The organism is Micromonospora sp. NPDC005291 (assembly GCF_040607415.1).
Classification (GTDB): Bacteria; Actinomycetota; Actinomycetes; order Mycobacteriales; family Micromonosporaceae; genus Micromonospora.
On the sequence record NZ_JBEXGR010000013.1, the window covers coordinates 120746 to 144226 of the forward strand.

Consider the following 23481-nt stretch of genomic DNA (forward strand, 5'->3'; position numbering starts at 1 on the left):
ACGACATGGACGTGATCGACTACAGCGTGCCGGTCGAGGAACTGGTGTCGGCGGTGAAGGACGCGGTGAAACAGGCCGGCATCTCCACGACCGACGTGGGCCGGGACCTGCGGGTCGGTTCGGTTCAGCTGGTCTTGAGCGCGGTCGTCACCACAAAACTCGGCGGTGGCCTGGACTTTCGGGTCCCGGTGATCGGTTGGAAGGTCAAGGTGGGCGGGAGCCGCTCCCGGCAGCGGACCCACACGATCGACATCACTCTCGTCGCCGAGGATCTCCAGGATCGACACGAGCTGCGGAACAGCGCCGTCGAGGAGACCCTCGTCGAGGCGATCACCACGATTCGCGCGGCGGTCGCCGCCGGCACCGACGGGGACGACCCGTTGGTGCTGAAGGCCGGCACGGTGGAACTCGTCTTCGGCGTCACCGACCAGGGCACGATCTCGGTCGGCGCGGAGGGTGAGCTGACCGACGAGGTCACGAACACGCTCAGGATCGAGCTGGTCGGGGCCACCGCCGGTTAGGCGCCTGGCTCAGGCCGGGACCAGGACGGCCTCGCGGAGCAGTCGGCGGGCCAGGGTGACCCGGTCCGCGTCGTCGGGCAGCCCGGGTAGGTCACCGACCCGGGTGACCATCCCGCTGAGCAGGGCACGAGCCGCCGGCTCGCAGTCGGCCGGCAGGGTGATGGTGCGGTCGAACAGCCGCAGCGCCACCGTGTCCGAATCGTGCGGTACGAGCTGCCAGCGCAGGCCCGGGCGCAGGGTGAGCCGGGAGTCGGCGTCCAGTGCGGCCAGCGCGTTGGCCTGGGCGAGCGGCCGGATCGGCGCCGGGCGGGCAGCCGGCCAGGCGCGCTGCCGCAGCCGCGCGGCGACCGCGGCCGGGTCGGCGCGCAGCAGCCAGTCCCGCAGTGCCTCCACCGTCTCGGTCAGCTCCGGCTCGATGGCGTCCGGGTCGGCGACGTCGGTGCCGAACGGCAGGCTGGCGCGCAGCCGCTGGTCCTCGGCGGCCAGCGCGAGCAGCTCCTCGACCAGGGCGTAGCGGGTGAGCGCGCGGATGCCGACGGTCAGGTGCAGCGAGCTCGCGTCCTGTGCCTGTGCGCTGTGCAGCCAGCCCCGGGGCAGGTAGAGGGCGTCGCCGGGGGCGAGCACCACGTCCAACGCGGCGGGGCCCTGCGCGGTCGCGCCGATCTCGTCGGCGCGACCACCCCACGGCTGCTTTTCCAGCGGATCGGGCAGCACCGGCGGATGGATCCGCCAGTGTTTGCGGCCGTCGACCTGGAGCACGAACACGTCGTGGGTGTCGTAGTGGGTGGCGAAGCCCTGGCTGCCCGCCGGGGTGAGGTAGGCGTTGATCTGCAACGGCTGGTTGAGCGCGAGGCCCAGGTCGCGGGCGAAGTCGACCAGCGGCGGCCAGATCCGGTGCAGGCCCTGTAGCACCAGCGTGGCGCCGGCGGCGTACTGCTCCAGGACCCGCTCGTCGAGCACCTGGTCGCCGATCTCGGCTCCCGCGCCGCCGCCACCGGTCCAGCGCGCCGCGGCGACCAACTGGCCGTCCTTGGCGACGCGCAGGAACGGGGTACGCAGACCACGCCGGCTCAGCAGCTCGTCGGCGTCGGCGGGGCTGAGCAGGTCGGTGAAGCCGGTCGGGTCGGGCAGCTCGGCGGCGCGGGACAGCAGCGGGGTGTGCCCCCAGTGCGCGGCGACGAACTTGGCCGGCTCGACCGAGACGCAGCGGGCCAGCGCGGCGGTGGCGTCTGTGGACGAAACCGCCGGGCGGCTGTGGCCGCCCGGCGGGTCGAGGTGCGTCATGGTGTGCCGCTACCGGGCGCTGCCGTCAGCGCCACCGTCCTGCTGACCCGGGGTGGCACCGCCGTCGGCGGGACCCTCCGCGCTGCCGTCAGCGCCACCGTCGTGCTGGCCCGGAGTGGCACCGCCGTCGGCGGGACCCTCCGCGCTGCCGTCAGCGCCACCGTCGTGCTGACCCGGAGTGGCACCGCCGTCGGCGGGACCCTCCGCGCTGCCGTCAGCGCCACCGTCGTGCTGACCGGGGGTCGCGCCACCGTCGGCCGGGCCCTCCATGCCGCCGCCGCCCGTGGTCTGCATGTCGTCATCGTTGAGTGGCATCGGTACTCCCTCGGTGTGCCGCCCCGCCGTTAGCCGGGGTTCGTCGTGCTGCGGGTGGTACCCCACGCGCGATCTTCTCTAACCCTCACCGTAGACGTCGAACCGGGGCGACACGGGCAGTTCGCGAGCGGAGGCGCAGAGTGCCAGGATGGGGCGGTGATCCTGGTGGGCACGTCCGGCTGGCAGTACCGCGACTGGCGGGGCCGCTTCTACCCGCAGGGGCTGCCGCAACGACTCTGGCTGGAACACTTCGCGGACGGGTTCGCCACGGTCGAGGTCAACAACGCCTTCTACCGGCTGCCGGAGCGGGACACCTTCGCCGCCTGGCGGGCACGGACCCCGGCGGACTTCTGCGTGGCGGTGAAGATGAGCCGCTACCTCACCCACATCAAACGGCTGCGCGACCCGGCCGAGCCGGTGGCCCGGTTCCTCGGTCGCGCCACCGCGCTCGGTGACCGGCTCGGCCCGGTGCTGCTGCAACTGCCACCGAACCTGCGGGCGGACGTCGAGGCGCTCGACGCGACACTGCGGCTGTTTCCGGCGGAGGTGCGGGTGGCGGTTGAGCCCCGGCACCCCTCCTGGTGGACCGACGCCACCCGGGCGGTGCTGGAACGGCGTCGGGCGGCGCTGGTCTGGGCGGACCGGCTCGGACGCCCGGTCGCCCCGCTCTGGCGCACCACCGACTTCGGCTACCTGCGGCTGCACGAGGGGCGGGCGCGGCCCTGGCCCCGGTACGGCCGCGCCGCGCTCCGGTCCTGGGTGAGCCGGCTGGCCGACGCCTTCGGCGCGGACGAGCCGGCGTACGTCTACTTCAACAATGATCCGGGCGGGGCCGCCATCGTCGATGCCGTCGCGTTCGCCGCCCTGGCCCGTCGGGGCGGGCACCCGGTGTCCCGGGTGCCACCGGCCGCTGAGGCGGACACCTCCGGCGACTGAGCCCGCCCGACGGGTCGTCGGGCGGGCTCGCGGCGTCAGGCCATCACGGCATCATCATGGCGAGGTCCTTGGGCATGGTGTCCTTCACGTCCTGCCACTCGCCCTGGGTGACGTGTCGGCGCAGGGTGTCCAGCACCACCTGCGTCACCCGCTCCGGGCCGCCCTGGACGTCGTACGGGAAGCCCTGACGAACCTCGTAGAGGAAGTCGTCCCGGTTGAGCTTGATCGGGACGTCCGACGGGTTCCAGCCGTCGAAGTAGATCCCCCGGACCAGCACCGGCAACTGCTGGGCGAACTCCACACTCTCGTCCACCGGCAGCCGGTCGCGCAGCAGGTGCAACACCGTGCGCAGGGCCGCGTACGACTGATTGCGCCGATCCTTCGGCCACCCGTACGCGTTCTCGATGTCCTTGAGAATGAGGTTCGTCTTGTCCAGCGAGGACTCGAACGCTGAGATCATCGCATCAGCCATCGGTCGACCCCCGTTCCGTGCTGTCCCACCGTCTGTCGTCGGCGCGCCGTGGCGGCCCCGCCGGGCCGCGGCGGGCCCGCACCGGGCTGCCCTTCGGGGCGCGCCGGGCGTTGTCGGCCGTACCGACCACGTGCAGGACGGCACCACGCCGTCGATCCGTCACCACTCGAACCGTCATCCCCGTCACCTCCGTGTCATCTCCGGCGTCGGCCACCCTCAGGCGGCCGTACCCACCGTGTCCACCCTGCCGGCGGAGCGGGTGAGCCGACCCCACCCGGATCGGGTGAGCCGGCGACGGGGATCAGTCGGCGCCGAGGAGCCCGGCCAGCGTCGTGGCGTTGGTCTGTGCGTAGTCGCGGTAACAATTGTTCATGAGAACGTGGGTCTGCCCGGCCTCGTCGGCCAACTCGCGGAGCTTCGGCGCCCAGTCGGCCAACTCCCGCTTCGAGTAGTGGTAGCCGAACTTCTCGTGGATGTCCTTGCTGGTCCACTTGTCGCTGTGGCCGTGGAAGCGCACCACCGCGAGGTCCGCGGTGGCGGCCAGCACCGGGGGCAGCGACGAGCGGTGGCCCTGCGGCATGTCCACGCAGACGTACGGCAGTTTGTGCTCGCGCAGGAAGGCCAGGGTCTCGTCGGCGTTGTCGCCGTCGAACCAGGAGGCGTGCCGGAACTCGTAGACCGGACGCAGCGGCGCGCAGCGCTTCGCCACCTCCAGCAGGTACTGCTTGTTGGCCCGCTTGATGGTGAACCAGGGCGGGAACTGGAACAGCAGCGCGCCCAGCTTGCCCGCCTCGACGAGGGGGTCCAGCGCGGACAGGAAACGCGTCCACACGTCCTCGTACGCCTGCGCGGGCAGGTCGTCGGGGTAGACGTTCTTCTTGTCGGTCTCCGGCCGCAGGTCCTTGTAGAGCGCGCTGACCCGGGTGGGATGCCCGGTCAGCAGACTGAACGCCTTGATGTTGAAGGTGAAACCGGCCGGGGTGCGTTCGACCCACAGCCGCGCCGTCGCCTCGGCGGGGGGCGAGTAGTAGGTGGCATCCACCTCGACCAACGGGAACTGCCGGGCGTAGTAGGCCAGCCTCTTCTCCGGCGTGTCCGCGGTCTGCGGATACCACCCCGAGTCCAGCAGCGTGCGATCGGTCCAGGACGCGGTGCCCACGAGGATGTCACCCATGGGTGAAGTCCATCGCGTCGTGGACCGACCGGCAACCGCTGGCGTCGCTCAGGCCGCCCGCCGTTCGCGGGTCTGCTTGCAGGTCACGCAGGTGGTGGCGGACGGGAAGATCTCCAGCCGTTCCACCGGGATCGCCGCCGAGCAGCCCTCGCACCAGCCGTAGGTGCCCTCGTCGAGTCGGCCGAGAGCGTGCTCGTACTGGGCGCGGCGGTCGAGAATGGTCCGCAGCAGGGACTGCGCGGTGTCCCGTTCGGCCGTCTTGGTGCCGCTGTCGGCCTGGTCGTCGCCGGCGGTGTCACCGACCTCCACCAGCCGCAGCACCTGGCTCTGGAGCAGGGCCTGCTCGTACTCCCCGGTCAGCTCGTCGTAGCGCGCCTGGAGGGAGAGCCGGATCTGGTCGATCTCCGTCTGGGAACGGGCCGTACCGACCGTGTCGTGGACGAGCATCGCTGCCTGCCTTCCTTAAGCCTGTGGCTCACGGTGAACCGGTTGCCGGCGGCGTCAGGCCCCGGTCACGGTCGCATTCGGTACGCGGGCGGTCACCCGCGCTCTGTGAGCCGGGCGAGTACCCGCCGGATCAGCCGAGCAAACCGGCGAATTCCCAGCGGTTGTCAGCCGTCGCCGTCGGGCTCCACGAGCGCGGGGTGGCGGGGGTCGTCGGCCCGCACCACCACGTCGGCGAAGCTCGCCGGGACGACCTCCTCGGCGTACCGGTCGAAGGCCGGCAGCGCCCACTCCTGGGCCGGATCGGTGCGCCGACGCAGCGCCGCCGAGGACATCTCCAGGTGAATGGTGACGTCGAAGGGCAGGCCGCCGCCGAGCAGCAGCGGGCCGCTGACCAGGATGACGCCGCCGGCTGGCAGGTCGACGTAACGGGCGCGGCTGGCCCGGTCGGCGTCGGCGTCCCAGAGCGACGGGAGCAGACGACCGCTGCCGCCGGGGCCGGCCGGGTCGAGCACCTCCCGGCGCAACCCGGCCTCGTCGACCCAGGCCTCGTAGAAGGAATCCGGGTTGGTGCGGCCCAACTCGAAGCGCAGCGACGCGGGGCGGAGGAAGTCGGTGGCGCGTACGTGCAGCACGGGGCGACCCCGGGCACGTAACGGGTCGACGAGCGCGGCGGCCAACTCGTCGACGCGGGCGGCGGGGGCGCCGTCCACCGCCACCCGCAGCCGTGCGGGCCCGGCGGCGGCGGTCTCGGCGCGAGTCGCCGCGTCGGCCAGCAGGCCGGTCAGCTCGGTGACGAGCAGGTCGGGCGAGATGGGGCGGATGCGCACCGGACCATCCTGCCCCGCGCCGGGTGGGTCGGTGACGCCGGTCAGCCGGTGCGGTCGATGGTGACCCGGGCGTCGTCGGCCAGCCGGTAGCCAACGCCGTAGACGGTGGTGACCAGGGGGACGTCCACGCCGACCTTGCCGCGCAGCCGACGCACGTGCACGTCGACGGTGCGTACGCCGGCGTGCTCGTAGCCCCAGACGGCGTTGAGCAGTTGCAGCCGGGTGAACACCCGGCGCGGATGGGCGACCAGGTGCAGCAGCAGGTCGAACTCCAGCCGGGTGAGCGGCAGAGGCTCGTCGTCGCGCAGCACGGAGCGCGACGAGGAGAGGATGTGCAGCGCGGGGATGGTCGGGCTGAGCGCCCGGGCCGGCGACCGGTTGGGCGGCGCCTGGTCGGGGCGGCGTTCGGCCGGGACCGAACCGATGATCACACCCTCGCCCCGCTCCAGCATCTCGCGGGCCGCCTCGAGCAGTCGACGTGCCGCCGGGGTCAGCGACTCCTCACAGGCCAGCGGGATGGACAGCGTCACGGTGAGCACGGGCGCGGCGGTGTTCGCCGGGCGGCGCTGGCCGCCCGGTGGTCGACCGGGCACCGCGGGTTGGGACGTATGCCATCCGGCGCGCGACGAGGCAGGGCTGACCGACATGGTCCTCCTTGGGCTGGTCCGGGTATCTCCCCACGGCCCGGGACGCCGCTGCATCGATGCTTCCCGGCGCCTGGGCGAGGGTCAAGAGGCGGCTGCGTTGCATGAATGTGACAATTGACGAACACATCGGAGCCAGACGCTCGCTCTGCGTACGAAGCCTGATGATTACAGCAGAGTCGCCGAGATGCCCCGATACGGGGGTCCCCGCCCGGTTCACCGGGGGGTCACATCGCCACCGGACCAGGGCTCAGCGGGTGCGGTCCACGCTGATCCGTGCCTCGTCAGCCAGCCGGTAGCCGACCCCGTAGACGGTGGTGACCAGCTCCGATCCGGCCAGCTTGGCGCGCAGCCGGCGGACGTGCACGTCCACGGTCCGGGCCACCGCGTGCTCGTAACCCCAGACGCTGGACAACAACTGGAGACGCGTGAAGACCCGGCGCGGCCGCTCGGCCAGGAACAGCAGCAGCTCGTACTCGATGCGGGTCAGCGGAACGGCCCGGTCGCCCCGGCGGACCATCCGCGAACCGGCCAGGATGCGGACGTGGTCCCCGTCGGCGGACGGCTCGCCGGTGGCGGGGCTCGGGGCCGGTCGCGGGCCCGACGCGACATCCTCGACGGTACGCAGCTGACCCTCCCCCGACTCGGCCAGCTCGCCGAGCAACTGCACCAGTCGGGCCACCCGGGGGCTCAGCGGCCCGGGGGCGAGGTCGAGGGTGATGGTCAGGGTCGGGCCGGTGCGCGGACGGACCGGGCGCGCACCCGGGTGGCGGCGCGTGGGGATGGCGACGACGGACATGGTGCCTCCTGAGTGGCGGTACGCCCGCCACGCCCGGTGCGGCGTGACGGTCAGCGGCGCGCCCGCCCGGCGGTGACCGGGGACGCGAGGGGGAACGGGCGGTGCAGCGGGGTCGGGCCGAGGGCCGGCAGGCCGGCGATCCGCCAGGCCGCGAATCCGCCGACCACATCGGTGGCGCGGTGCAGGCCGAGGTCCTGCAGGGCGGCGGCGGCCAGCGACGACGTGTAGCCCTCCTGGCAGAGGACCACCACCGGTACGTCGTAGTCGACCGCCTGCGGCAGTCGGGCCGGGCAGCGCGGGTCGAAGCGCCACTCCAGCACGTTGCGCTCGACCACGAGCGAGCCCGGCACCACGCCGTGCGCGGCCCGCTGTGCGGCTGGCCGGATATCGACCAGCAGCGCTCCGGCCCGGCCTGCCAGGTGTGCCCGCTCCGGATCCAGCCGGTCGAGGCGGCCACGCGCGGCGGCCAGGATCTCGTCGATGCCCCGGGATCCCGGCGGCGGCATGGGAGCCGGACAGTGCTCGGCGGTTACCTGCATTCTCGGTTCCTCTCGGTGACAAGGGATGGGATCGTGGCTCGCCGCGCTCACCAGGACCGGCCGGCCTCCGCCACCTCGGCGATCCGCAGTCGCCCGTCCACGAGGTGGTAGCGGGTCATCCGCACCAGCGCCGGCCGGTAGACGTGCACGCTGACCGCCGGTGCCGGGCCCCGGTTCGTCACCTGGTGCACGTGTCGCGGGCCGAAGCGGCGACCGGCGTCGGCGGGCAGCAGCCGTGGGCGCAACCGGCCACCGGTGACCGTGTCCTCGGTGAGCGTCCCGGTGACGACCCGGAACGCTCCGGCGGAGCCGCCGTGGTCGTGCAGGTCGGTGCCCTGCCCGGGCAGCCAGCTCAGTGCCCACACCTCGTGGTCGTCGCCGGCTGCGAGGCGGGCGTACCAGCGTTCGGCGGGGTCGAAGCGCAGCGCGACTGGCCAGCCGGCCGGGTCGGCCCACCGGGCGGCGACGGTGAGCAGGTCGGGCTCCGGGCGGTGGTGGGTCATGGCGGTTCCTCGCGGGTCGTTCGGCGGGGGTGCCCTCGTACTCTAGACGGCAAAGCCTATAGGTTTAGTAGGTATTTCCATTTGCTGGGACGCGTGTCGTGGCCACGGCCGATCAGAGCAGTACCGGAGGGTCCACCCGGTAGCCGGGCACCGACGGCCACCGCACGGTCAACACCACCGAGGCACGCTCGGCGAACCAGGAGTGGTCCACCCCACGGGCCCACACCACGTAGTCGCCCGGCGCGGCCAGCCGCACTGTCCGGTCCGGAAGCTCAACCCGGAAACAGCCCTCGACGAGGACGAGCAGGGTGGTTCGCCGTTCCCCGGTCGCCCACCGCGACCGGGCCTGTCCGGGCGGATGCACGCCCCACTTCACCTCGACGTCGGTGCTGTGTCGGATCTCCCCCGGCGGCGCGAAGTGCCCGAGCAGCCAGCCGGCGTTGGCAGCACCGTCGACACCCGCGTTGCCCACGTACACCGTCTCACCCATCGGACCCTCCCCCAGTGCGCCGGCCGAGCAACCTATCAGGGCCGGTGCGACTAACCTGGACCGATGACCGAGGAACTCGACGCCGAGACGCTGGCGTTCGCGCACCGGATGTTCGACCTGGCCCGGGCCGGCTCCACCGAGGAGTTGGCCGCGCAGCTCGACGCCGGCCTACCGGTCAACCTCACCAACGACAAGGGCGACACCCTGCTGATCCTGGCCGCCTACCACGCCCACCCGGACACGGTGGCCGCCCTGCTCAGTCGCGGCGCCGACCACTCCCGCGCCAACGACCGGGGTCAGACCGCGCTTGCCGCCGCGGTCTTCCGCAGCAGCACCGAGGCGGTCCGCGCGCTCCTCGCCGCCGGAGCCGACCCGGCACACGGTAACCCGTCCGCGGCCGAGACCGCGCAGTTCTTCGACCTTCCGGAGATGGCGGAGCTGCTGCGCGCCGGCTGACACGGGCACCGACGTGCCGGTATACAGGGTCGGTGGAAGATCCCCTGCCCGAGCAGATGCGGGCCGCCAGCACCACACTGCTGGCCGCGCTCGACCCCGCCGCCCGCGAGAGCACCCTGCACCCGTTCGACGACGAGGCGGCCCGGCGTTGGCTGGAGTACCGGCCCCGACCCCGACCCGGCGTCTGCCTCGCCGAGTTGGACATCGCCGGGCGCAAGGCCGCGCACCGGCTGCTGGCCACCGCGCTGAGCCCATCGGCGTACGCGCAGGCGATGGCGATCATCTCGCTGGAGGAGGTGCTGGACCGGGCCGAGGGCTGGCAGCGCGGGCGGCACAGCGGTGACTACTGGGTGGCCGTGTTCGGCGATCCAGCGCGCGACGACCGCTGGGCGTGGCGGATCGAAGGACACCACCTGTCGGTGAACATGACCGTGGTGGACGACCAGGTCTCCCCCGCGCCGATCTTCTTCGGCGCCAACCCGGCCGTGGTCCGGTACGCCGGCCGCCCGGTCTCGCGCCCACTCGGCGTCGAGGAGGACCTGGCCCGGGCACTGCTCGACGCGCTGGGGCCGGCCGAGCGGGCCGCCGCGATCATCGACGACGAGGCGCCAGCGGACATCATCAGCGCCACCCGTGGGCGGGTCGACGGGCCGCTGGAACCGCTCGGCGTTCCGGCGAACCGGCTGGGGCCGACCGGCCGCGCGTTGCTCGACCAGGTGGTCGCGCTCTACCTGGACCGGCTACCCCCCGAGCTGGCCATCCGAGAGTCGACCCGACTCGACGCCGGCCAGTTGCACTTCGCCTGGGCCGGCCCGACCCGCCCCGGGCAGCGGCACTACTACCGGGTGCAGGGCGACGACCTGCTGATCGAGTACGACAACACCACCCCCGACGGCAACCATGCGCACACCGTGCTGCGCCGCCCCGCCAGCGACTTCGGAGCCGACGTCCTAGCCACCCACCACCAAACCCACCACTAACCCCCCCCGTCCCCCGACCGCTCCGTCGATCATGGAGTTGTGGTGGGCGGATCGCCCTGAACTATGGCTTCTGTGAAGCACCACAACTCCATGATCGACGCTCTGGAGGTCAGGGGCGGGTGGCCTCGATGAGGAAGCGTTCGGCATGGGCCACGAAGGGGCCCTTGGTGGTGATGCGGTGGTGCAGGTTCAGCAGTTGGGCGCGGTAGCGGTCGACCGTGAACCCGGGCACCGTCCAGATCACCTTGCGCAGGAACCAGACCACCGCGCCGATGTCGGAGAAGGTCGCCCGCAGGGTGGCCCGGCGCAGGTCGACGACCCGCAGCCCGGCAGCTTCGGCGGCGGCGACCGCGTGCTCGGGGTGCCGCTGGGTCGCCGGCGGCAGCGGACCGAGGATCGCCTCACTCAGCTCCCGCATGGTGCCCGGCCCGATCTGCTGCGACAGGTACGTCCCGCCCGGTCGCAGCACCCGGGCGGTCTCCGCCCAGTCGGTACGCACCGGGTGTCGGCTGACCACCAGGTCGAAAGAGGCGTCACGGAACGGCAGCGGACCATCCGGGTCGACCGCCACCACTGTCGCGCCCACCCGGCGCAGGGTCCGTCGGGCGACCTCGACGTTCGGCGGCCAGCCCTCGGTGGCCATCAGCAGCTTCGGCGGGCGCGGCACCTCGGCGAGCACCTCCCCGCCGCCGGTGTCCACGTCCAGCGCCGCGTCGGCGCGTGCCATCCGGTCGGCGACCAACTGGGCGTACGCCCAGGGTGGACGCTCCTCTGTGGCACGACCGGCCAGCCAGTCGAAGCCCCAACCGTCGACCGGCGCGGCGGCTGCCTCCGCGATCAACTTCTCGGCGTCACGCTCGGCGTTCATGGCGGTCAGCCTCGCCGGGCGGTCGCACGTCCGGCAACTCATTTGCCGCCGCCCGGGCGAGGGCCGGGCAAGGGGCCGGGCAAGGGGCGGGCGAGGGTCAGGGCGGGGCGGATCAGAGCACGCCCGCCGTATTTCCCGGTTCAGGGGAGCTGGTAGCCCTGTGGCGTCGGCAACGGCACAGGCGCTCGGGAAGAGCGGCCGAACTCAGCCGAGGCTGAGATTGTGCTCTTCGAGGGCGGCCTGGAGGATGTCGAGCGCCCTCGGTCCCATGCCGTGCAGTGTGGCCAGGTCCGACCGGGGGACGTCCGCGAGTTGGCGCAGTGTGGTGTAGCCGGCGCCGTTCAGGGCTCGAGTCGCGGGCGCACCGATCTTCGGAAGCGTGTCCAGGGACGAGGTCATCCGTGGATGGTAGACGGCCAGTTCCTTGGAGACCGGGCTCCGCGCCACCCCTGCCGGTCGGGTCAGGGGCGTGGGCGGACGATCTCGACGGTGGAACCGGCGAGCGCGTCCAGGCTGCCGGTCTCGGCACGACCGGTGTCGAACTGGCGCATGAGCCGGGCACCCAGGTGCACGCCGACTCCGCCGACGGCCAGCGCGACCAGCTCGGTGACCAGGATCGCGGCTGACGCCCCGCGCTGCGGGGACTGTGCCCGAACCAGGCTGGTGAGCAGGAACATGCCGGCCATGGCCGCGTTCACGAGGTTGAAGGCGATCGCGGTGCGGCGGGTGCGGTCACCTGGTACGTCCCACAGGTCGACCATGCCGGCCACCGCGGTCAGCGCTGCGGCGACGAGGGCGGCGACGCCCGTCCAGTAGCCGACCTCGCCCAGGAACGCCGGCCCGCCGACGACGTCGGTGAGGTCGAAGACGGTGGCGCTGACGAAGAGCCCGAACGGGAACGTCACCAGCATCGGTTGGATCGGGTGCCCCTGCACCCGCAGCCGGCTTTGCATTGGTCCTCCCCCGGGTCGGCGCAGCTCACCTGACCACCAGAGTGCTACCCGAGCCCGGTTGCGGCGAAACGATGCCGCCCGACTCGCCGCCGGCAGGGAGAACGGGCACGCCGCCGCGCCCGTCGACACTGGACGGACAGAGCAGCGGATGATCGACTCCGTGTCGGCGATGTCGGGCTATCTCAGCGCCGGGAGACCCCGATGTCGGCGACCTGGGGTCGATCAGGAACCCGAGCGGCCAGTCAGTTGTCGCGGGGGCGGGAGACCGTACGGACCAGTCGCTCGGCCACCTCGCGTAGCGGGATGTCCAACGACGACGCGGCGGTACGCAGCACCTCGAGGGCCTCGGCCGGCGGGCACCCGCGCTGCGTCATGATGACGCCGACGGCCTGGCCCACCACCCCGTTGTGCAGTTGCGAGGCGTCCCGTTCGCTGGAGAGAGCGAGCTGCCGGCCACGGTCGCGGACGGCGGCCAGCAGCAGGCCGGCGTGCTCGGCGAGCAGCATCGCGGTCAGCTGGTGTTTCGGGGTCAGCAGGTCCGGCGATCCGGCGTAGAGGTTGATCGCACCGATCACCTGGTCGTCGATGTCCACCGGCGCGGAGATCACCCCGCGGACGCCGAGGTCGCGGGCGCGCGCCGTCCAGGTCGGCCAGCGAGGCTCACCGGCCAGGTCGGCGGCGAGGATCATCTCGCGGCGTCGGATCGCGCTCATCGCCGGCGAGTCGGGCCCGTGCCGAAGGTCGTCCAGGCCGGCCAGCCGGTCGTCAGAGGCGGCCACCCCGGCCGGTGCGCCGGCGCGCAGGGCGGTGAACCCGCACCAGCGCACCCCGGCCAGCGCGTCCCGGGTGACCCGGACCAGCGCCAAAAGGGCCTGGTCGAAATCGGTCACGGCGATCAGGCCGGCGGTCAGCTCCCGCAACAGCGCGGCGGTTTCCAGGACGCCGAGGTTCTGCACCACCGGTTCCCGCGTGTCGAGGTTCACCGGTTCGCAGCCTCCGTACACTCTCGCGCCTGCCCAGCGGGCATCGTCACCTGTGTCATCGTCTGCTCTCTCCCGACTTGACCGACCAGCCCTACTACCCCGCGTAACCCGTGTCGAAACGGCGTAAATCAGGGCCTCTGCCGCACGCGGACGCGCGACAGAGGCCCCGAAGGCCTACGTCAGCGCGGGGCGCCGCTGAGCCGCCGCCCGATCGACGCGATCAGCCGGTCCAGCTCGGAACCGAACGGGTTGTCGTGCACCAGGTACGTCCAGGTGGCGGTGGGCCGGACAAGGGTGCCGTCCCCGGGCTGCCAGTCCTCATCGAATTCGGTCTCGGTGAAGGTGGCGATGGTGCGGGCCTCGATCTCCGGTACCAGGTTGTTGAATGCCGGCACAGCGGCCCGGTGGAACTCGTCCAGCGGATCGAGCCGGCCCAGCGCCCGCAGGTGCACGCCCTCGCGGACCTCCGACAGCTCGGCCAGGTGCTCCGCCCAGAGCCGGTCCAGGTGGTAGAGCGCGATCGACCGGGCTGCTCGGGCGAGCAGGTCCTCGTCCATCTCGCCGGCCTTCTCGGGCTCCTTCTCAAGCAACATGACCGCGGCCACGTCACTGGTCAGCAGCCGCTCCCGACGCGCGGCGAGGGCCTTGCGCTGCTGCTCGGTCACCACGCTGTAGCGCCAGGTGTTGCGGTGGATCTCGTGGTTGACGCCCTCGGCGACCCGCTGGGCGTGCTCCACCGCGTAGTCCACCTGATCGTCGGTCACCAGACCGTCGGCGTTCATCCGCGGCGACGCCGGGACCGAGTCGGCGGCGTGCCGGACGACCAGGTCGTCCTCCAGACTGACGAGGAAGACCGACCCGCCCGGGTCGCCCTGCCGGCCGGCCCGACCGCGCAGCTGGTCGTCCACCCGGCGGCTGTCGTGCCGGCCGCTGCCGATCACATAGAGCCCGCCCAGCTCGGACACCCGCTCCTGGTCGCTCTGGTCGCTGCCGCCGAGCCGGATGTCGACGCCCCGGCCGGCCATCTGGGTGGAGACGGTCACCGCGCCGTACGCGCCGGCCTCGGCGATGATCGCCGCTTCCTCGTCGTCGTTCTTGGCGTTCAACACCACGCAGGGCACCCCGGCCGCGTTCAGCCCGGCGGCCAGCCCCTCGGACTCCTTGACGTCCAGCGTGCCGACCAGCACCGGCCGCCCCTTGGCGTGCCAGCGCTGGATCTCGTCGATCAGCGCCTCGTCCTTCTCCGCCCGGGTGGCGTAGATCCGGTCCGGCTCGTCCTCGCGGACGCACGGCGTGTTCGGTGGAATCACCGCGACCTCGAGGCCGAAGAACTCCCGCAGCTGGTCGCCGACCAGCACCGCGGTGGCGGTCATGCCGCAGAGCTTCGGGTAGAGCCCGAGGAACGCCTGCACGGCGATGGTGCCCAGCACCTCGCCCTCGGCGGTGGCGTCCAGGCCCTCCTTGGCCTCGACCGCGGCCTGGAGCCCGTCCGGCCAGCGGCGGCGTTGGGCCACCCGGCCGCGCATCTCGTCGATCAGCTCGACCGAGCCGTCCCGGACGATGTAATCCACGTCACGGTGCAGCAGGGCGTGCGCGTGCAGCGCCACGTTTACCGCGGAGAGCTGCGCGACGTGCTCCTCGTCGTACAGGTCGATGCCGAGCTTGGCCTCGATGGCGGCCAGGCCGGCGGAGGTGAACGCCACGCTACGCCCGTCCTCGGCGACCGTGTAGTGCTTGCCCTTGCGCAGGCCGCGGACGAGCCCGGCGGCGGCGTGCACCGGGTCCTGCTCGCCCGGCACCGCGCCGGCGAGAACCATCGGCACCCGGGCCTCGTCGATCATGATCGAGTCGGCCTCGTCGACGATCGCGGTGGCCAGCGCGGGCTGCACCCGGTCGTCCACGTCGATGACCAGCTGGTCGCGCAGGTAGTCGAAGCCCGCCTCGCTGACCGAGACGTAGGTGACGTCGCAGGCGTACGCGTCGCGCCGCTCCTGCGGGGTGGAGGCCTCGTTGACCCAGCCGACGGTGAGGCCGAGCAGGGTGTAGACCGGCTCCATCCACTGGGCGTCGCGGCGGGCCAGGTAGTCGTTGACGGTGAGCACGTGCACCGGCCCGTTGCCGAGCCGGACGTGCCCGTACGCGGCGATCGTGGCGGTCAGGGTCTTGCCCTCACCGGTGGCCATCTCGGCGACCTTGCCCGAGAGCAGCGCCATCGCGCCGAGCAGCTGCACGTCGTACGGCCGCTGGTCGAGGCCACGGCGGGCGGCCTCGCGGCCGACGGCGCAGATCGCCTCGTAGTCGGCGGCGGCACCCGCGGCCTCGGTCAACTCGGCGTCGTCGAGCGCGCCGAGGTCGGCCTCGCGCGCCTCGATCGCCGGCAGCAGCTTCTCCAGTGGAGCAAGATCCACGGTCGAGCCGGGGCGCTGGAGGAACCGCCGGAACTTGCTCTTGAACCGTTGCGACACACCCATGAGCGGCAACGGTACGCGATTCCGGCCGGCTCGCGCGGCCCGGCCGCCCGGCATGTCGACGCCGACGGGACGCAGTCAGCCAACCAGCAGCTGGTGGGTGGCGAACTCCCGGTAGAGCGGGTCCGTGGCGGTCAGTTCGGCGTGGGTGCCCACGGCCACCACCCGGCCGCCGTCGAGGACGACGATCTGGTCGGCGTCGACCACGGTGGCGAGCCGGTGCGCCACGATCAACAGCGTGCGGCGGACGGCCACCGCGTCGATGGCGCGGCGCAGCGCGGCCTCGTTGCGCGAGTCGAGGTTGCTGGTCGGCTCGTCGAGCAGCAGCACCGGCGGGCCGGCCAGCAGCGCGCGGGCGATGGCCAACCGCTGCCGTTCACCCCCGGAGAGCAGCACCCCGCCCTCCCCCACCTGGACGTCGAGGCCCTGCGGGGAGCGCTGTGCCAGGTGGCCCAGGTTGACCTCGTCGAGGACCCCGTGCAACTGGTCGTCGGTGGCGTCCGGGGTGGTGATCAGCAGATTCTCCCGCAGCGTGCCGGCCAGCACGGGGGCCTCCTGCTCGACGTAGCCGAGCCGGGCCCGCAGCGCGTCGCGGGGCAGGTCCCGAACGTCGTTGCCGTCGAGCCGGACCGCGCCGGCGCTCACCTCGTAGAAGCGCTCGACCAGGGCCAGCAGGGTCGACTTGCCGGCGCCGGAGGGGCCGACCAGGGCGGTACGGGTGCCGGCCGGCACCGCGAAGCTGACCTCGTGCAGCACCGGCTCACCGCCCGGGTAGCCGAACCCCACCCGGTCGAACTCGATCATCGGGGCGGGGCGGGGGGCGGTCACGCCGGCAGCGGCGGGCACCGGCCGGTCCGCCGCGCCCTCGGCCGGCACGGCGAGGATCTCCTCGATCCGCTGCAGCGCGCCCAGGCCGGTCTGCAACTGGGTGTACGCGTTCAGCACCTGGGCCAGCGGCAGAGCCAGGAAGAACAGGTACATGACGAAGGCGACCAGATCCCCGACGGTGATCGCGCCGGCGGCCACCCGGGCCCCGCCGATGCCGAGCACCAGCAGGAAAGCGCCCTGCACGGTGACCGAGCCGATGGGCCCGACCACCGCCTGCACGCGGGCCACCCGCAGCCCCGCCCCGTACGCCGCGCGGGCGCTGCCGGTGACGGTTTCCGTCTCCCGGGCCTCGGCCCGGCTGGCCCGGATGGTCCGGGCTGCCGAGATGGACCGCTCCACCGCCGAGGTCATCTCGCCGACCCGCTCCTGGGCGGCACGGGCCAGTGCCCGGACCCGCCGCGCGAACGTGGCCGCGAAGCCCAGCCCCAGCCCCACCCCGAGCAGGGTGACGCCGAACAGCAGCGGATCGAGCAGGACCATGGCGGTGCCCGCGCCGAGCACCATCACCGCCCCGGTGACCGTCTCGAAGAGCCCGGAGGTGACCACCGCCCGCAGCAGGGTGGTGTCCGAGCCGACCCGGGAGAGCAGATCACCGGTACGCCGCCGGTCGTACTCGGCGATGGGCAGCCGCAGCAGGTGCCCGGCCAACCGTCGCCGGGTGCCCAGCACCAGCCCTTCGGCCGTGCGTTGCAGGAGGTAGTTGCGCAGGCCGCCGATCGCCGCGCCGAGCAGCACCAGCACCACCAGCACCGCCACCAGCCGGGACACGCCCAGGCCGTCGCTCACCCGGTCGAGCACCGACCGGGTGAGCAGCGGCTGGGCCAGTGACGCCCCCGCCCCGGCCAGCGACAGCGCGCCCACCACGGCCAGGGTGCCGCGGTGCTCACGGAGGTACGGCAGCAGCGCGGTCAGACCGACCGGCCGATCTTTCGGGGTGCTCATGCCGGGAACGGTAGCCGGGCCCGTCACCTGGCGAGCGCGCTGCGACGCCAGGTCACACGGCCAGCACCACCTGAAGCTCCTGGCGGCGACGCTCCGCCAGGTCGGTGAGCAGGGTGGGCGCCTCGTCGAACGGCACCACCGCCGAGACGAGGTGCTTGCGGATCACATCGCCGTACGTCCGGAGCAGGTCGATGGTCTCGGCGGAGAGCCGCTCCCGGTCCCAGGTGGGCGCGAGCCCGCGTGGCACCCGACCGATCTGCGCGCAGCGCAGCGACAGCCCGTTGTGGTGGAACTCCTCACCGAGCCGGACCGCGTCCGCGCCACCCTGGTAGAAGGCGAGGTCGATGACGGTGCCCTGTGGCCGAAGCAGCCGCAGGGCGAGCTGCAACGCCCACGCCTGCCCCCGGCACTGGAACACCACGTCGGCGCCCCGGTCGCCGGCGGTGTGCGCCCAGCGGGTCTTGAGCACCACCGCCGGGTCGTCCGCACCCGGATCGAGGGTTTCCAGGCCGAGCGCCTCGGCGACCTGGCGGCGTTGCGGGGTGGGGTCGAGCACCACCACCGAGGCAGCGCCGTTTCGTCGGGCGAACAGCGCGGTCAGCAGCGCCACCACACCGGCGCCGACCACCGCGACCCGTCGGCCGCGTACCCCGTCGCCGAGCGCGCGGACGTCGGTGCCGTGCAGGTCGGCGGCGGCGTGCAGCAGGCCGTTGGCGCAGATCGGGCCCATGTGCGCGACGTAGACGCCGAGTAGCGGGTCCAGGTCGTCGGGCAGCGCCACGAACCGCTCGGCGACCGGGTCGGCCAGCCAGCCGGTGCGGTGCCCGTACGTCATCGCGCCGACCGTGCCCACGGCGACGGCCGGGGTGTCGCTCTCCACCACCCGGCCGACCTGCATGTAGCCGAGCCGGGTCACCGGGTACGGGGTGCTCGCGTCGCCCGGTTGGAACAGCCCCAGGTCGGCGTTCCAGGTGACGTTCAGGTAGGGGTTGGTGCCCTTGACGTAGCTCAGTTCGGTGCCGGCGGAGACGCCGCTGAACAGCGTCTCGACCCGGAAGGTGCCGGGGCGGACCGGCGCGGCGTCCTGCTCCACCAGCTCGACCCGGCCGGGGCCGGTGACCACCACGACCTTGTCACGCATCGACGGTCACCCCCGTGCTGAGCGCTGCCGGCAGGGTCGGGGTGGCGAGCCGAACGGTCTCGCCGGTGCGGGCCGAGTCGGCCACCGCGAGGGCCAGCCGCTGGGTGGCCAGCGCCTCGGCGTACGGGACGCGTACGTCGTCGCCGATGCCGCGTACGGCGTCGACGAAGGCGCGGTCCACCGCCACCCGGGCGGCTTCCGGGTCGGCGGGGACGTGTCGTTCACCGTCGGCGTCACGGATCGACAGGCCGTCCTCGGTGAGCGACAGGGCCAGCCCGTCGGCGAGGATCTCCAGGCCGGCGCGGTGCTTCCAGCCGAGTACGCAGGCCGCGCTGAGCGTGCCGACCGCACCGCTGGCGAACCGCAGCGTGGCGGTGGTCACCGAGTCGATGTCGGCGCCGTCGACCGGCGGCGGTGTGCCGTTGCCGTATGCGGTGACCTCGGTCACCTCACCGGCCAACGTCCGGATCAGGTCCAGCACGTGTGCGGCCTGCTCGACGACCGGGCCTCCGGAGCGGTCCCGCCGCGACCACCACGCCACCGGGGGCACCTTGTCCAGCCAGGCGCCGCTGACCATCCGCACGGGGCGGTCGGCGAGCAGTTCGCGGGCCTCGTCGAGCACGCTCAGGTAGCGCCAGTGATGGCCGACGGCGGTGCGCAGCCCGCTGCGCGCGATCCGGTCGGCGATCCGCTCGGCGGTGGCCAGGTCGACCGCGACGGGCTTCTCCACGAACATCGGCACCCCGGCGTCGATCACCGCTTCCTCGGCCGGGCCGTGCGCGAACGGTGGCACGCAGACATACACGGCGTCCGGGCCGGTGGCCAGCAGCTCGGCGACGTCGGCGCAGGCTTGCCCGCCGTGCTGTGCGGCCAGCGCGGCCGCCGCCTCCGGCGCGACGTCGGTGACCCCGACCAACTCGACGTCATCGAAACCGGCCAGCACCCGGGCATGACGCTGTGCCACTCCTCCGGCTCCGATCAGACCCACCCGACATTCACGCATTCCGACAACCCCTCCGAGGACGTTTCATGTGCGATGGGAGCAGTCCCCTGGGGTGTGCGCAATCAAACGTTCATCCCCCGGGAACGCGTTGACGTCACGTCCGTGATCAAGCTGATGCCTTGCAAGCGGTTAGCGCGTGGTGGCGAATGGGAACAACCAAATTCGGTTTTTCCACGCACGAACGGAGGGGTGCCCGTGCGGGATATGACATCAAGCGTGTCACCGGTGGTGGAGGCGTGGGCCACGTACCGGACGACCTCGGCGGCAGACTGGCCGGCGCGCCGGTTGCTGCGTGCCAAGGGCGAGACCCGGGTCAGCGTGGTGCTGCCGGCGCGTAACGAGGAGGCCACCGTCGGCGCGATCGTGTCGACGATCCGGGAGCATTTGATGGATCGGGTCGCCCTGGTCGACGAGCTGATCGTGGTGGATTCACGCTCGACCGACCGCACCGCGCAGGTGGCCCGTGCCGCCGGCGCCGAGGTGGTCAGTCAGGACGCGATGACGCGGGGGCTGCCGCGACTGACCGGCAAGGGCGATGCGCTCTGGGCCGGTCTGGCCGCCGCCGAGGGGGACGTGGTGGCGTTCATCGACGCCGACCTGCGGGAGTTCCGGCCGCACTTCGTGAGCGGGCTGCTCGGCCCGCTGCTGACCGACCCGTCGGTGGATTTCGTGAAGGGCTTCTACCACCGGCCCCTGGTGGGCACCGCCAGCGTGGAGCCTGACGGCGGGGGCCGGGTGACCGAGCTGATGGCCCGACCGCTGCTCAACCTCTTCTGGCCCGAGCTGGCCGGCTTCGTGCAGCCGCTCGCCGGCGAGTACGCGGCCCGTCGCGACGTGCTGTCCCAGGTGCCGTTCGTCTCCGGGTACGGGGTGGAGACGGCCATGCTGATCGATCTGCTCGACCTGGTCGGCCTGGACGCGTTGGCGCAGGTCGACCTCGGTGAGCGCAAGCACCGGCACCAGGACACGGCGGCCCTCGGCCGGATGTCCGCGCAGATCATGTTGACCGCCTGGTCCCGGTTGCAGCGGCGCGGCTGGGCGGCCCCCGGGCTGGCACCGGAGGCGTTGCTGACCCAGTTCCGTCGCGGTGGCTCGGACACGCTGCCGAACCTCGACCGCGAGATCGTGGTCAGCGACGTGTCCATCGACGAGCGCCCGCCGTTGGCCGAGCTTCGCCACCGGGTGCCCCGCCGACGGGTGGCCGCCGCGTGAGCGTGAGGAGTGAGCCGATCTTGCGAGCCCCGCAGTCGCGAACCGAAGGCACAGTGAGCGGCAGGAAGGGACGGGCACGATGAGCCTAACCGTGCTGATGAACGCCGGCCCGTGGCTGTCCGTGCCACCGCCCGGCTACGGCGGCATCGAGAACGTGATCGCCACGCTGGTGCCGGAGCTGCGGCGACTCGGCGTACGGGTGGTGCTCGCCTCGGTGGGCAGCAGCACCCTGCCGGTGGACGAGCAGATGTCGGTCTTCGCCGACGGCCAGTTCGCCGCGTTGCAGCGGCCGTACAACCAGGTCTGCGGGATCGCCCAGGCGCACCTGGCCGGGGTGGTCCGCGAGCTGCACTCCCGCGACGACATCGACCTGGTGCACGACCACGTGGAGGCGGTCGGGCTGGCCACGCTCGCCGCGATGGGGCCGACCGGCCCGCCGACCCTGCACACGCTGCACTGGGACCTGGCCAAGCACCCCGCGCTCTACGGCGGCCTGGACGGCGGCGACCGGGTCCGGGTCAACGGCGTCTCCGCGTCGCAACTGGCTCGAGCCCCGCTGGCGTTGCGGGAGCACTCGGTGGGGCATGTGCACCTGTCCACCCCGCTCGCCGTGGACGCCGACCGGCGGCCCCGGCCGGAGAAGGGCGAGCACCTGCTCATCCTGGGCCGGATCAACCCCGGCAAGGGGCAGGACGTGGGTGCTCGGCTCGCCCATCGCATCGGTTTCCCGCTGGTTTTGGCGGGCCCGGTCGGGCCGTATCATCGGCCGGCCGATCTGGCCGCGGCCGGCGACGAGGCCCGGCAGAACCCGGACGTGCGGTTCTTCCTCGACGAGGTGGCGCCGCACGTCGACGGTGACCTGGTCCGCTGGATCGGTACCGTGGCCGGTCAGGATCGGGACGACCTGCTCGCCAGCGCCCGCGCGTCGCTGTTCCCGCTGCGGTGGGAGGAGCCGGGCGGCACGGCCGTCGTCGAGTCGCTCGCTCTGGGCACGCCGGTGGTGGCCACCTCCCGGGGTTGCCTGCCTGAGCTGATCGAGCACGGCCGCACCGGGCTGCTCACCACCGACGAGGAGGAGCTGGGCGACCTCGTACTCGCCGCCGAACTGCTCGACCCCGACGAGTGCCGGCAGGTGGCCGCGCAGCGGTTCACACCCGCGGTGATGGCCCAGCGCTACGTCGAGCTGTACGAGCGGGTCCGGCAGCTGGCCAGCGTGTCGGCCTGACTGCGCGGCGGTTTGTCGGCGGCGGCAGCGGGTAGCCGGCAGCGCTCATGCCCGCCGCGCAGCGAGGGAGCCGGTGATGGTCGGATCGATGGCGCACTCCCGGGCCCGACCCAACCCGGCCGACGGCAAGCCGCTGGTACGTCGCGCGGCGGCAACGGTCGGGGTGCTGTTCCTGCTGATCGGCGTGCTCGGCTTCGTGCCGGGGATCACCAGCGGCACGGACGACCTGCGCTTCGCCGGCCACGGCTCGGGCGCGTACCTGTTCGGTGTCTTCCAGGTGTCGGTACTGCACAACCTGGTGCACGTGGTGTTCGGGGTGGCCGGTCTGGTGCTGGCGAGGACGGTCACCGGGGCCCGGACGTTCCTGATCGGCGGCGGTGCCGTCTACCTGGTGCTCTGGCTCTACGGGCTGGCGGTGGAGCACGACACCGGGGCGAACGTGCTACCGGTCAACGACGCCGACGGCTGGCTGCACCTGGGCCTCGGCGTCGGCATGATCGCGCTGGGTGTCCTGACCGGGCGGTTCCGTCCGTGACCTGCGGTAGCCGGCCGTGACCTGCCTCGCCCTCGCCGTCGGTCCGGTTTGAGCCGGTACGGCTGGGGGTAGTTCGCAGATCCCGACCCACCAGCGAATCGAGGGCGCCGATGTCCAGTCGGATCACCTGCGAGGTGCGCACCACGGCACCGGTGGCGGTCGTCCGGCTCGCCGGCGCACTCGACCTGGGCACCATGCGGTCGGTGCACGAGGCGCTCAACGACGCGCTCATCGATCAGCCGGAGGCGCTGGTCGTCGACATGGCCGAGGTGGATGTCAAGGACCGGCTGGCGCTGTCGGTCTTCGCCGCGACCGCCCGCCGGGCCGAGGAGTGGCCGGCCGTGCCGGTGGTGCTCTGCGCCCCGTCGCCGGTCGCCGCGCGGTGGCTGGCCGAGTCGACCACGTGCCGGGTGGTCCCGGTGTCGGCGGACTGCGCGGAAGCGACAAGGGTGGCCAGCGCGACGTCCGCGCTGCGGATGCGGACCCGGCTGGAGCCGGTGGCCGAGGCCTGTCGGCGTGCCCGGGAGCTGGTCACCGACGCGTGCGCGCGGTGGAACCTGCCCGACGCGGCCGGCCCGGCCGCGCTGGTGCTCAGCGAACTGGTCGGCAACGTGGTCCGGCATGCCGGCACGCCGATGCAGGTGACGGTGACCCTGCGCCGGCCGTACCTGCATCTGGCGGTGGTGGACGGCAGCCGCGCGGAGGCCGAGCCGCGCGGCACGGACCTGGACGCCGAGGGTGGGCGGGGGCTGCTGCTGGTGCGGGAGCTGGCCCAGCGGTGGGGCAGCGTGCCGGCCGGTCAGGGCAAGGCCGTCTGGGCGATGCTGCCGGCCACCTGAGCCTTCGAGCGGCTTGCGCCCGGTACCGGCCATCTGA

At 72.7% G+C, this 23481-nt stretch carries 28 protein-coding genes; 8 read left to right on the forward strand and 20 right to left on the reverse strand.

The features are described from left to right. The first annotated feature begins 5 nt into the window (after positions 1 to 5). Positions 6 to 521: a trypco2 family protein gene (locus tag ABZT18_RS18990; RefSeq protein WP_354996035.1), complete on the forward strand. Its 516-nt coding sequence runs from the start codon at positions 6 to 8 to the stop codon at positions 519 to 521. 9 nt (positions 522 to 530) lie between these two features. Here ABZT18_RS18990 and ABZT18_RS18995 read toward each other — a convergent pair whose 3' ends face one another. Next, positions 531 to 1805 (reverse strand): cupin domain-containing protein, encoded by a 1275-nt coding sequence (locus ABZT18_RS18995; RefSeq protein ID WP_354996036.1) that lies wholly within the window; start codon positions 1803 to 1805, stop codon positions 531 to 533. A 9-nt stretch (positions 1806 to 1814) separates the two neighbouring features. Further along, positions 1815 to 2120, reverse strand: coding sequence for a hypothetical protein (locus tag ABZT18_RS19000; protein ID WP_354996037.1), 306 nt, complete (start codon positions 2118 to 2120; stop codon positions 1815 to 1817). Between the two features lie 156 nt (positions 2121 to 2276). Here ABZT18_RS19000 and ABZT18_RS19005 point away from each other — a divergent pair, with 156 nt between their 5' ends. Further along, positions 2277 to 3056, forward strand: coding sequence for a DUF72 domain-containing protein (locus tag ABZT18_RS19005; RefSeq protein WP_355252020.1), 780 nt, complete (start codon positions 2277 to 2279; stop codon positions 3054 to 3056). A 43-nt stretch (positions 3057 to 3099) separates the two neighbouring features. Here the strand turns inward: ABZT18_RS19005 and ABZT18_RS19010 are convergent, their stop codons facing one another. The 10 genes from ABZT18_RS19010 to ABZT18_RS19055 form a co-directional block, all read right to left on the reverse strand. Beyond that, positions 3100 to 3528, reverse strand: coding sequence for a DUF2267 domain-containing protein (locus tag ABZT18_RS19010; protein WP_354996039.1), 429 nt, complete (start codon positions 3526 to 3528; stop codon positions 3100 to 3102). Further along, positions 3521 to 3706 (reverse strand): hypothetical protein, encoded by a 186-nt coding sequence (locus ABZT18_RS19015; RefSeq protein WP_355252023.1) that lies wholly within the window; start codon positions 3704 to 3706, stop codon positions 3521 to 3523. The genes ABZT18_RS19010 and ABZT18_RS19015 overlap by 8 nt, the downstream gene beginning before the upstream one ends. A gap of 123 nt (positions 3707 to 3829) precedes the next feature. Continuing rightward, complete coding sequence (locus ABZT18_RS19020; RefSeq protein WP_355252026.1) at positions 3830 to 4702, reverse strand: DUF72 domain-containing protein; 873 nt, start codon at positions 4700 to 4702, stop codon at positions 3830 to 3832. Positions 4703 to 4750: 48 nt separating this feature from the next. Next, positions 4751 to 5149: a TraR/DksA C4-type zinc finger protein gene (locus tag ABZT18_RS19025; protein ID WP_354996042.1), complete on the reverse strand. Its 399-nt coding sequence runs from the start codon at positions 5147 to 5149 to the stop codon at positions 4751 to 4753. Positions 5150 to 5313: 164 nt separating this feature from the next. Continuing rightward, complete coding sequence (locus ABZT18_RS19030) at positions 5314 to 5976, reverse strand: uridine kinase (protein ID WP_355252029.1); 663 nt, start codon at positions 5974 to 5976, stop codon at positions 5314 to 5316. Positions 5977 to 6017: 41 nt separating this feature from the next. Continuing rightward, positions 6018 to 6623: a winged helix-turn-helix domain-containing protein gene (locus tag ABZT18_RS19035; RefSeq protein ID WP_354996044.1), complete on the reverse strand. Its 606-nt coding sequence runs from the start codon at positions 6621 to 6623 to the stop codon at positions 6018 to 6020. A 247-nt stretch (positions 6624 to 6870) separates the two neighbouring features. After that, complete coding sequence (locus ABZT18_RS19040; protein ID WP_354996045.1) at positions 6871 to 7419, reverse strand: winged helix-turn-helix domain-containing protein; 549 nt, start codon at positions 7417 to 7419, stop codon at positions 6871 to 6873. Positions 7420 to 7469: 50 nt separating this feature from the next. Then, positions 7470 to 7958, reverse strand: a complete 489-nt coding sequence (locus ABZT18_RS19045; protein ID WP_355252032.1) for a rhodanese-like domain-containing protein — start codon at positions 7956 to 7958, stop codon at positions 7470 to 7472. A 47-nt stretch (positions 7959 to 8005) separates the two neighbouring features. Further along, positions 8006 to 8461, reverse strand: a complete 456-nt coding sequence (locus ABZT18_RS19050; protein ID WP_355252035.1) for a cysteine dioxygenase family protein — start codon at positions 8459 to 8461, stop codon at positions 8006 to 8008. Between the two features lie 112 nt (positions 8462 to 8573). Then, a complete protein-coding gene (locus ABZT18_RS19055; RefSeq protein WP_354996048.1) occupies positions 8574 to 8951 on the reverse strand; it encodes a signal peptidase I in 378 nt (125 codons plus the stop codon). 63 nt (positions 8952 to 9014) lie between these two features. Here ABZT18_RS19055 and ABZT18_RS19060 point away from each other — a divergent pair, with 63 nt between their 5' ends. Both ABZT18_RS19060 and ABZT18_RS19065 read left to right on the forward strand, forming a co-directional pair. After that, entirely contained in the window at positions 9015 to 9407 is a 393-nt protein-coding gene (locus tag ABZT18_RS19060; protein ID WP_354996049.1) for an ankyrin repeat domain-containing protein, read from the forward strand. A gap of 32 nt (positions 9408 to 9439) precedes the next feature. Then, the gene (locus tag ABZT18_RS19065; RefSeq protein WP_354996050.1) at positions 9440 to 10387 is read left to right on the forward strand and encodes a DUF3500 domain-containing protein; all 948 of its coding nucleotides are present in this window, start codon (positions 9440 to 9442) and stop codon (positions 10385 to 10387) included. Between the two features lie 109 nt (positions 10388 to 10496). On the opposite strand, the gene ABZT18_RS19070 is transcribed toward ABZT18_RS19065, so the two are convergent. The 8 genes from ABZT18_RS19070 to ABZT18_RS19105 all read right to left on the reverse strand — a co-directional run bounded on the left by ABZT18_RS19070 (position 10497) and on the right by ABZT18_RS19105 (position 19633). Continuing rightward, entirely contained in the window at positions 10497 to 11255 is a 759-nt protein-coding gene (locus ABZT18_RS19070) for a class I SAM-dependent methyltransferase (protein WP_354996051.1), read from the reverse strand. 204 nt (positions 11256 to 11459) lie between these two features. After that, entirely contained in the window at positions 11460 to 11654 is a 195-nt protein-coding gene (locus tag ABZT18_RS19075) for a helix-hairpin-helix domain-containing protein (RefSeq protein ID WP_354996052.1), read from the reverse strand. A gap of 62 nt (positions 11655 to 11716) precedes the next feature. Next, positions 11717 to 12208, reverse strand: a complete 492-nt coding sequence (locus tag ABZT18_RS19080) for a DUF2231 domain-containing protein (RefSeq protein ID WP_354996053.1) — start codon at positions 12206 to 12208, stop codon at positions 11717 to 11719. Between the two features lie 242 nt (positions 12209 to 12450). Then, on the reverse strand, positions 12451 to 13191 hold the full coding sequence (locus tag ABZT18_RS19085; RefSeq protein ID WP_354996054.1) for a GAF and ANTAR domain-containing protein: 741 nt from the start codon (positions 13189 to 13191) through the stop codon (positions 12451 to 12453). A 179-nt stretch (positions 13192 to 13370) separates the two neighbouring features. Then, entirely contained in the window at positions 13371 to 15662 is a 2292-nt protein-coding gene (secA2, locus tag ABZT18_RS19090; RefSeq protein ID WP_355252038.1) for an accessory Sec system translocase SecA2, read from the reverse strand. A 75-nt stretch (positions 15663 to 15737) separates the two neighbouring features. Continuing rightward, positions 15738 to 17489, reverse strand: coding sequence for an ABC transporter ATP-binding protein (locus tag ABZT18_RS19095; RefSeq protein WP_354996056.1), 1752 nt, complete (start codon positions 17487 to 17489; stop codon positions 15738 to 15740). 52 nt (positions 17490 to 17541) lie between these two features. Further along, positions 17542 to 18630, reverse strand: a complete 1089-nt coding sequence (locus tag ABZT18_RS19100) for a zinc-binding alcohol dehydrogenase (RefSeq protein ID WP_354996057.1) — start codon at positions 18628 to 18630, stop codon at positions 17542 to 17544. Next, positions 18623 to 19633, reverse strand: a complete 1011-nt coding sequence (locus tag ABZT18_RS19105; RefSeq protein WP_355252041.1) for a Gfo/Idh/MocA family oxidoreductase — start codon at positions 19631 to 19633, stop codon at positions 18623 to 18625. Before ABZT18_RS19105 ends, ABZT18_RS19100 begins: the two co-directional genes overlap by 8 nt. Before the next feature lie 195 nt (positions 19634 to 19828). Between ABZT18_RS19105 and ABZT18_RS19110 the strand changes: the two genes are divergently transcribed. The 4 genes from ABZT18_RS19110 (at position 19829) to ABZT18_RS19125 (ending at position 23444) form a co-directional block, all read left to right on the forward strand. After that, a complete protein-coding gene (locus ABZT18_RS19110; protein WP_354996059.1) occupies positions 19829 to 20845 on the forward strand; it encodes a glucosyl-3-phosphoglycerate synthase in 1017 nt (338 codons plus the stop codon). A gap of 79 nt (positions 20846 to 20924) precedes the next feature. Continuing rightward, complete coding sequence (locus ABZT18_RS19115; RefSeq protein ID WP_355252043.1) at positions 20925 to 22070, forward strand: glycosyltransferase; 1146 nt, start codon at positions 20925 to 20927, stop codon at positions 22068 to 22070. 88 nt (positions 22071 to 22158) lie between these two features. Then, positions 22159 to 22605, forward strand: coding sequence for a DUF4383 domain-containing protein (locus ABZT18_RS19120; protein WP_355252057.1), 447 nt, complete (start codon positions 22159 to 22161; stop codon positions 22603 to 22605). Between the two features lie 110 nt (positions 22606 to 22715). Continuing rightward, the gene (locus ABZT18_RS19125; protein WP_355252045.1) at positions 22716 to 23444 is read left to right on the forward strand and encodes an ATP-binding protein; all 729 of its coding nucleotides are present in this window, start codon (positions 22716 to 22718) and stop codon (positions 23442 to 23444) included. Positions 23445 to 23481 lie beyond the last annotated feature (37 nt).

Coding starts and splice junctions, on each gene's coding strand:
- ABZT18_RS19040 (WP_354996045.1), bottom strand. CDS start 7,419: ATGTCCGTCGTCGCCATCCCCACGCGCCGCCACCCGGGTGCGCGCCCG.
- ABZT18_RS19010 (WP_354996039.1), bottom strand. CDS start 3,528: ATGGCTGATGCGATGATCTCAGCGTTCGAGTCCTCGCTGGACAAGACG.
- ABZT18_RS19045 (WP_355252032.1), bottom strand. CDS start 7,958: ATGCAGGTAACCGCCGAGCACTGTCCGGCTCCCATGCCGCCGCCGGGA.
- ABZT18_RS19070 (WP_354996051.1), bottom strand. CDS start 11,255: ATGAACGCCGAGCGTGACGCCGAGAAGTTGATCGCGGAGGCAGCCGCC.
- ABZT18_RS19055 (WP_354996048.1), bottom strand. CDS start 8,951: ATGGGTGAGACGGTGTACGTGGGCAACGCGGGTGTCGACGGTGCTGCC.
- ABZT18_RS19050 (WP_355252035.1), bottom strand. CDS start 8,461: ATGACCCACCACCGCCCGGAGCCCGACCTGCTCACCGTCGCCGCCCGG.
- ABZT18_RS19060 (WP_354996049.1), top strand. CDS start 9,015: ATGACCGAGGAACTCGACGCCGAGACGCTGGCGTTCGCGCACCGGATG.
- ABZT18_RS19035 (WP_354996044.1), bottom strand. CDS start 6,623: ATGTCGGTCAGCCCTGCCTCGTCGCGCGCCGGATGGCATACGTCCCAA.
- ABZT18_RS19125 (WP_355252045.1), top strand. CDS start 22,716: ATGTCCAGTCGGATCACCTGCGAGGTGCGCACCACGGCACCGGTGGCG.
- ABZT18_RS19120 (WP_355252057.1), top strand. CDS start 22,159: ATGGCGCACTCCCGGGCCCGACCCAACCCGGCCGACGGCAAGCCGCTG.
- ABZT18_RS18995 (WP_354996036.1), bottom strand. CDS start 1,805: ATGACGCACCTCGACCCGCCGGGCGGCCACAGCCGCCCGGCGGTTTCG.
- secA2 (WP_355252038.1), bottom strand. CDS start 15,662: ATGGGTGTGTCGCAACGGTTCAAGAGCAAGTTCCGGCGGTTCCTCCAG.
- ABZT18_RS19025 (WP_354996042.1), bottom strand. CDS start 5,149: ATGCTCGTCCACGACACGGTCGGTACGGCCCGTTCCCAGACGGAGATC.
- ABZT18_RS19015 (WP_355252023.1), bottom strand. CDS start 3,706: ATGACGGTTCGAGTGGTGACGGATCGACGGCGTGGTGCCGTCCTGCAC.
- ABZT18_RS19095 (WP_354996056.1), bottom strand. CDS start 17,489: ATGAGCACCCCGAAAGATCGGCCGGTCGGTCTGACCGCGCTGCTGCCG.
- ABZT18_RS19020 (WP_355252026.1), bottom strand. CDS start 4,702: ATGGGTGACATCCTCGTGGGCACCGCGTCCTGGACCGATCGCACGCTG.
- ABZT18_RS18990 (WP_354996035.1), top strand. CDS start 6: ATGGACGTGATCGACTACAGCGTGCCGGTCGAGGAACTGGTGTCGGCG.
- ABZT18_RS19115 (WP_355252043.1), top strand. CDS start 20,925: ATGAGCCTAACCGTGCTGATGAACGCCGGCCCGTGGCTGTCCGTGCCA.
- ABZT18_RS19080 (WP_354996053.1), bottom strand. CDS start 12,208: ATGCAAAGCCGGCTGCGGGTGCAGGGGCACCCGATCCAACCGATGCTG.
- ABZT18_RS19000 (WP_354996037.1), bottom strand. CDS start 2,120: ATGCCACTCAACGATGACGACATGCAGACCACGGGCGGCGGCGGCATG.
- ABZT18_RS19075 (WP_354996052.1), bottom strand. CDS start 11,654: ATGACCTCGTCCCTGGACACGCTTCCGAAGATCGGTGCGCCCGCGACT.
- ABZT18_RS19105 (WP_355252041.1), bottom strand. CDS start 19,633: ATGCGTGAATGTCGGGTGGGTCTGATCGGAGCCGGAGGAGTGGCACAG.
- ABZT18_RS19100 (WP_354996057.1), bottom strand. CDS start 18,630: ATGCGTGACAAGGTCGTGGTGGTCACCGGCCCCGGCCGGGTCGAGCTG.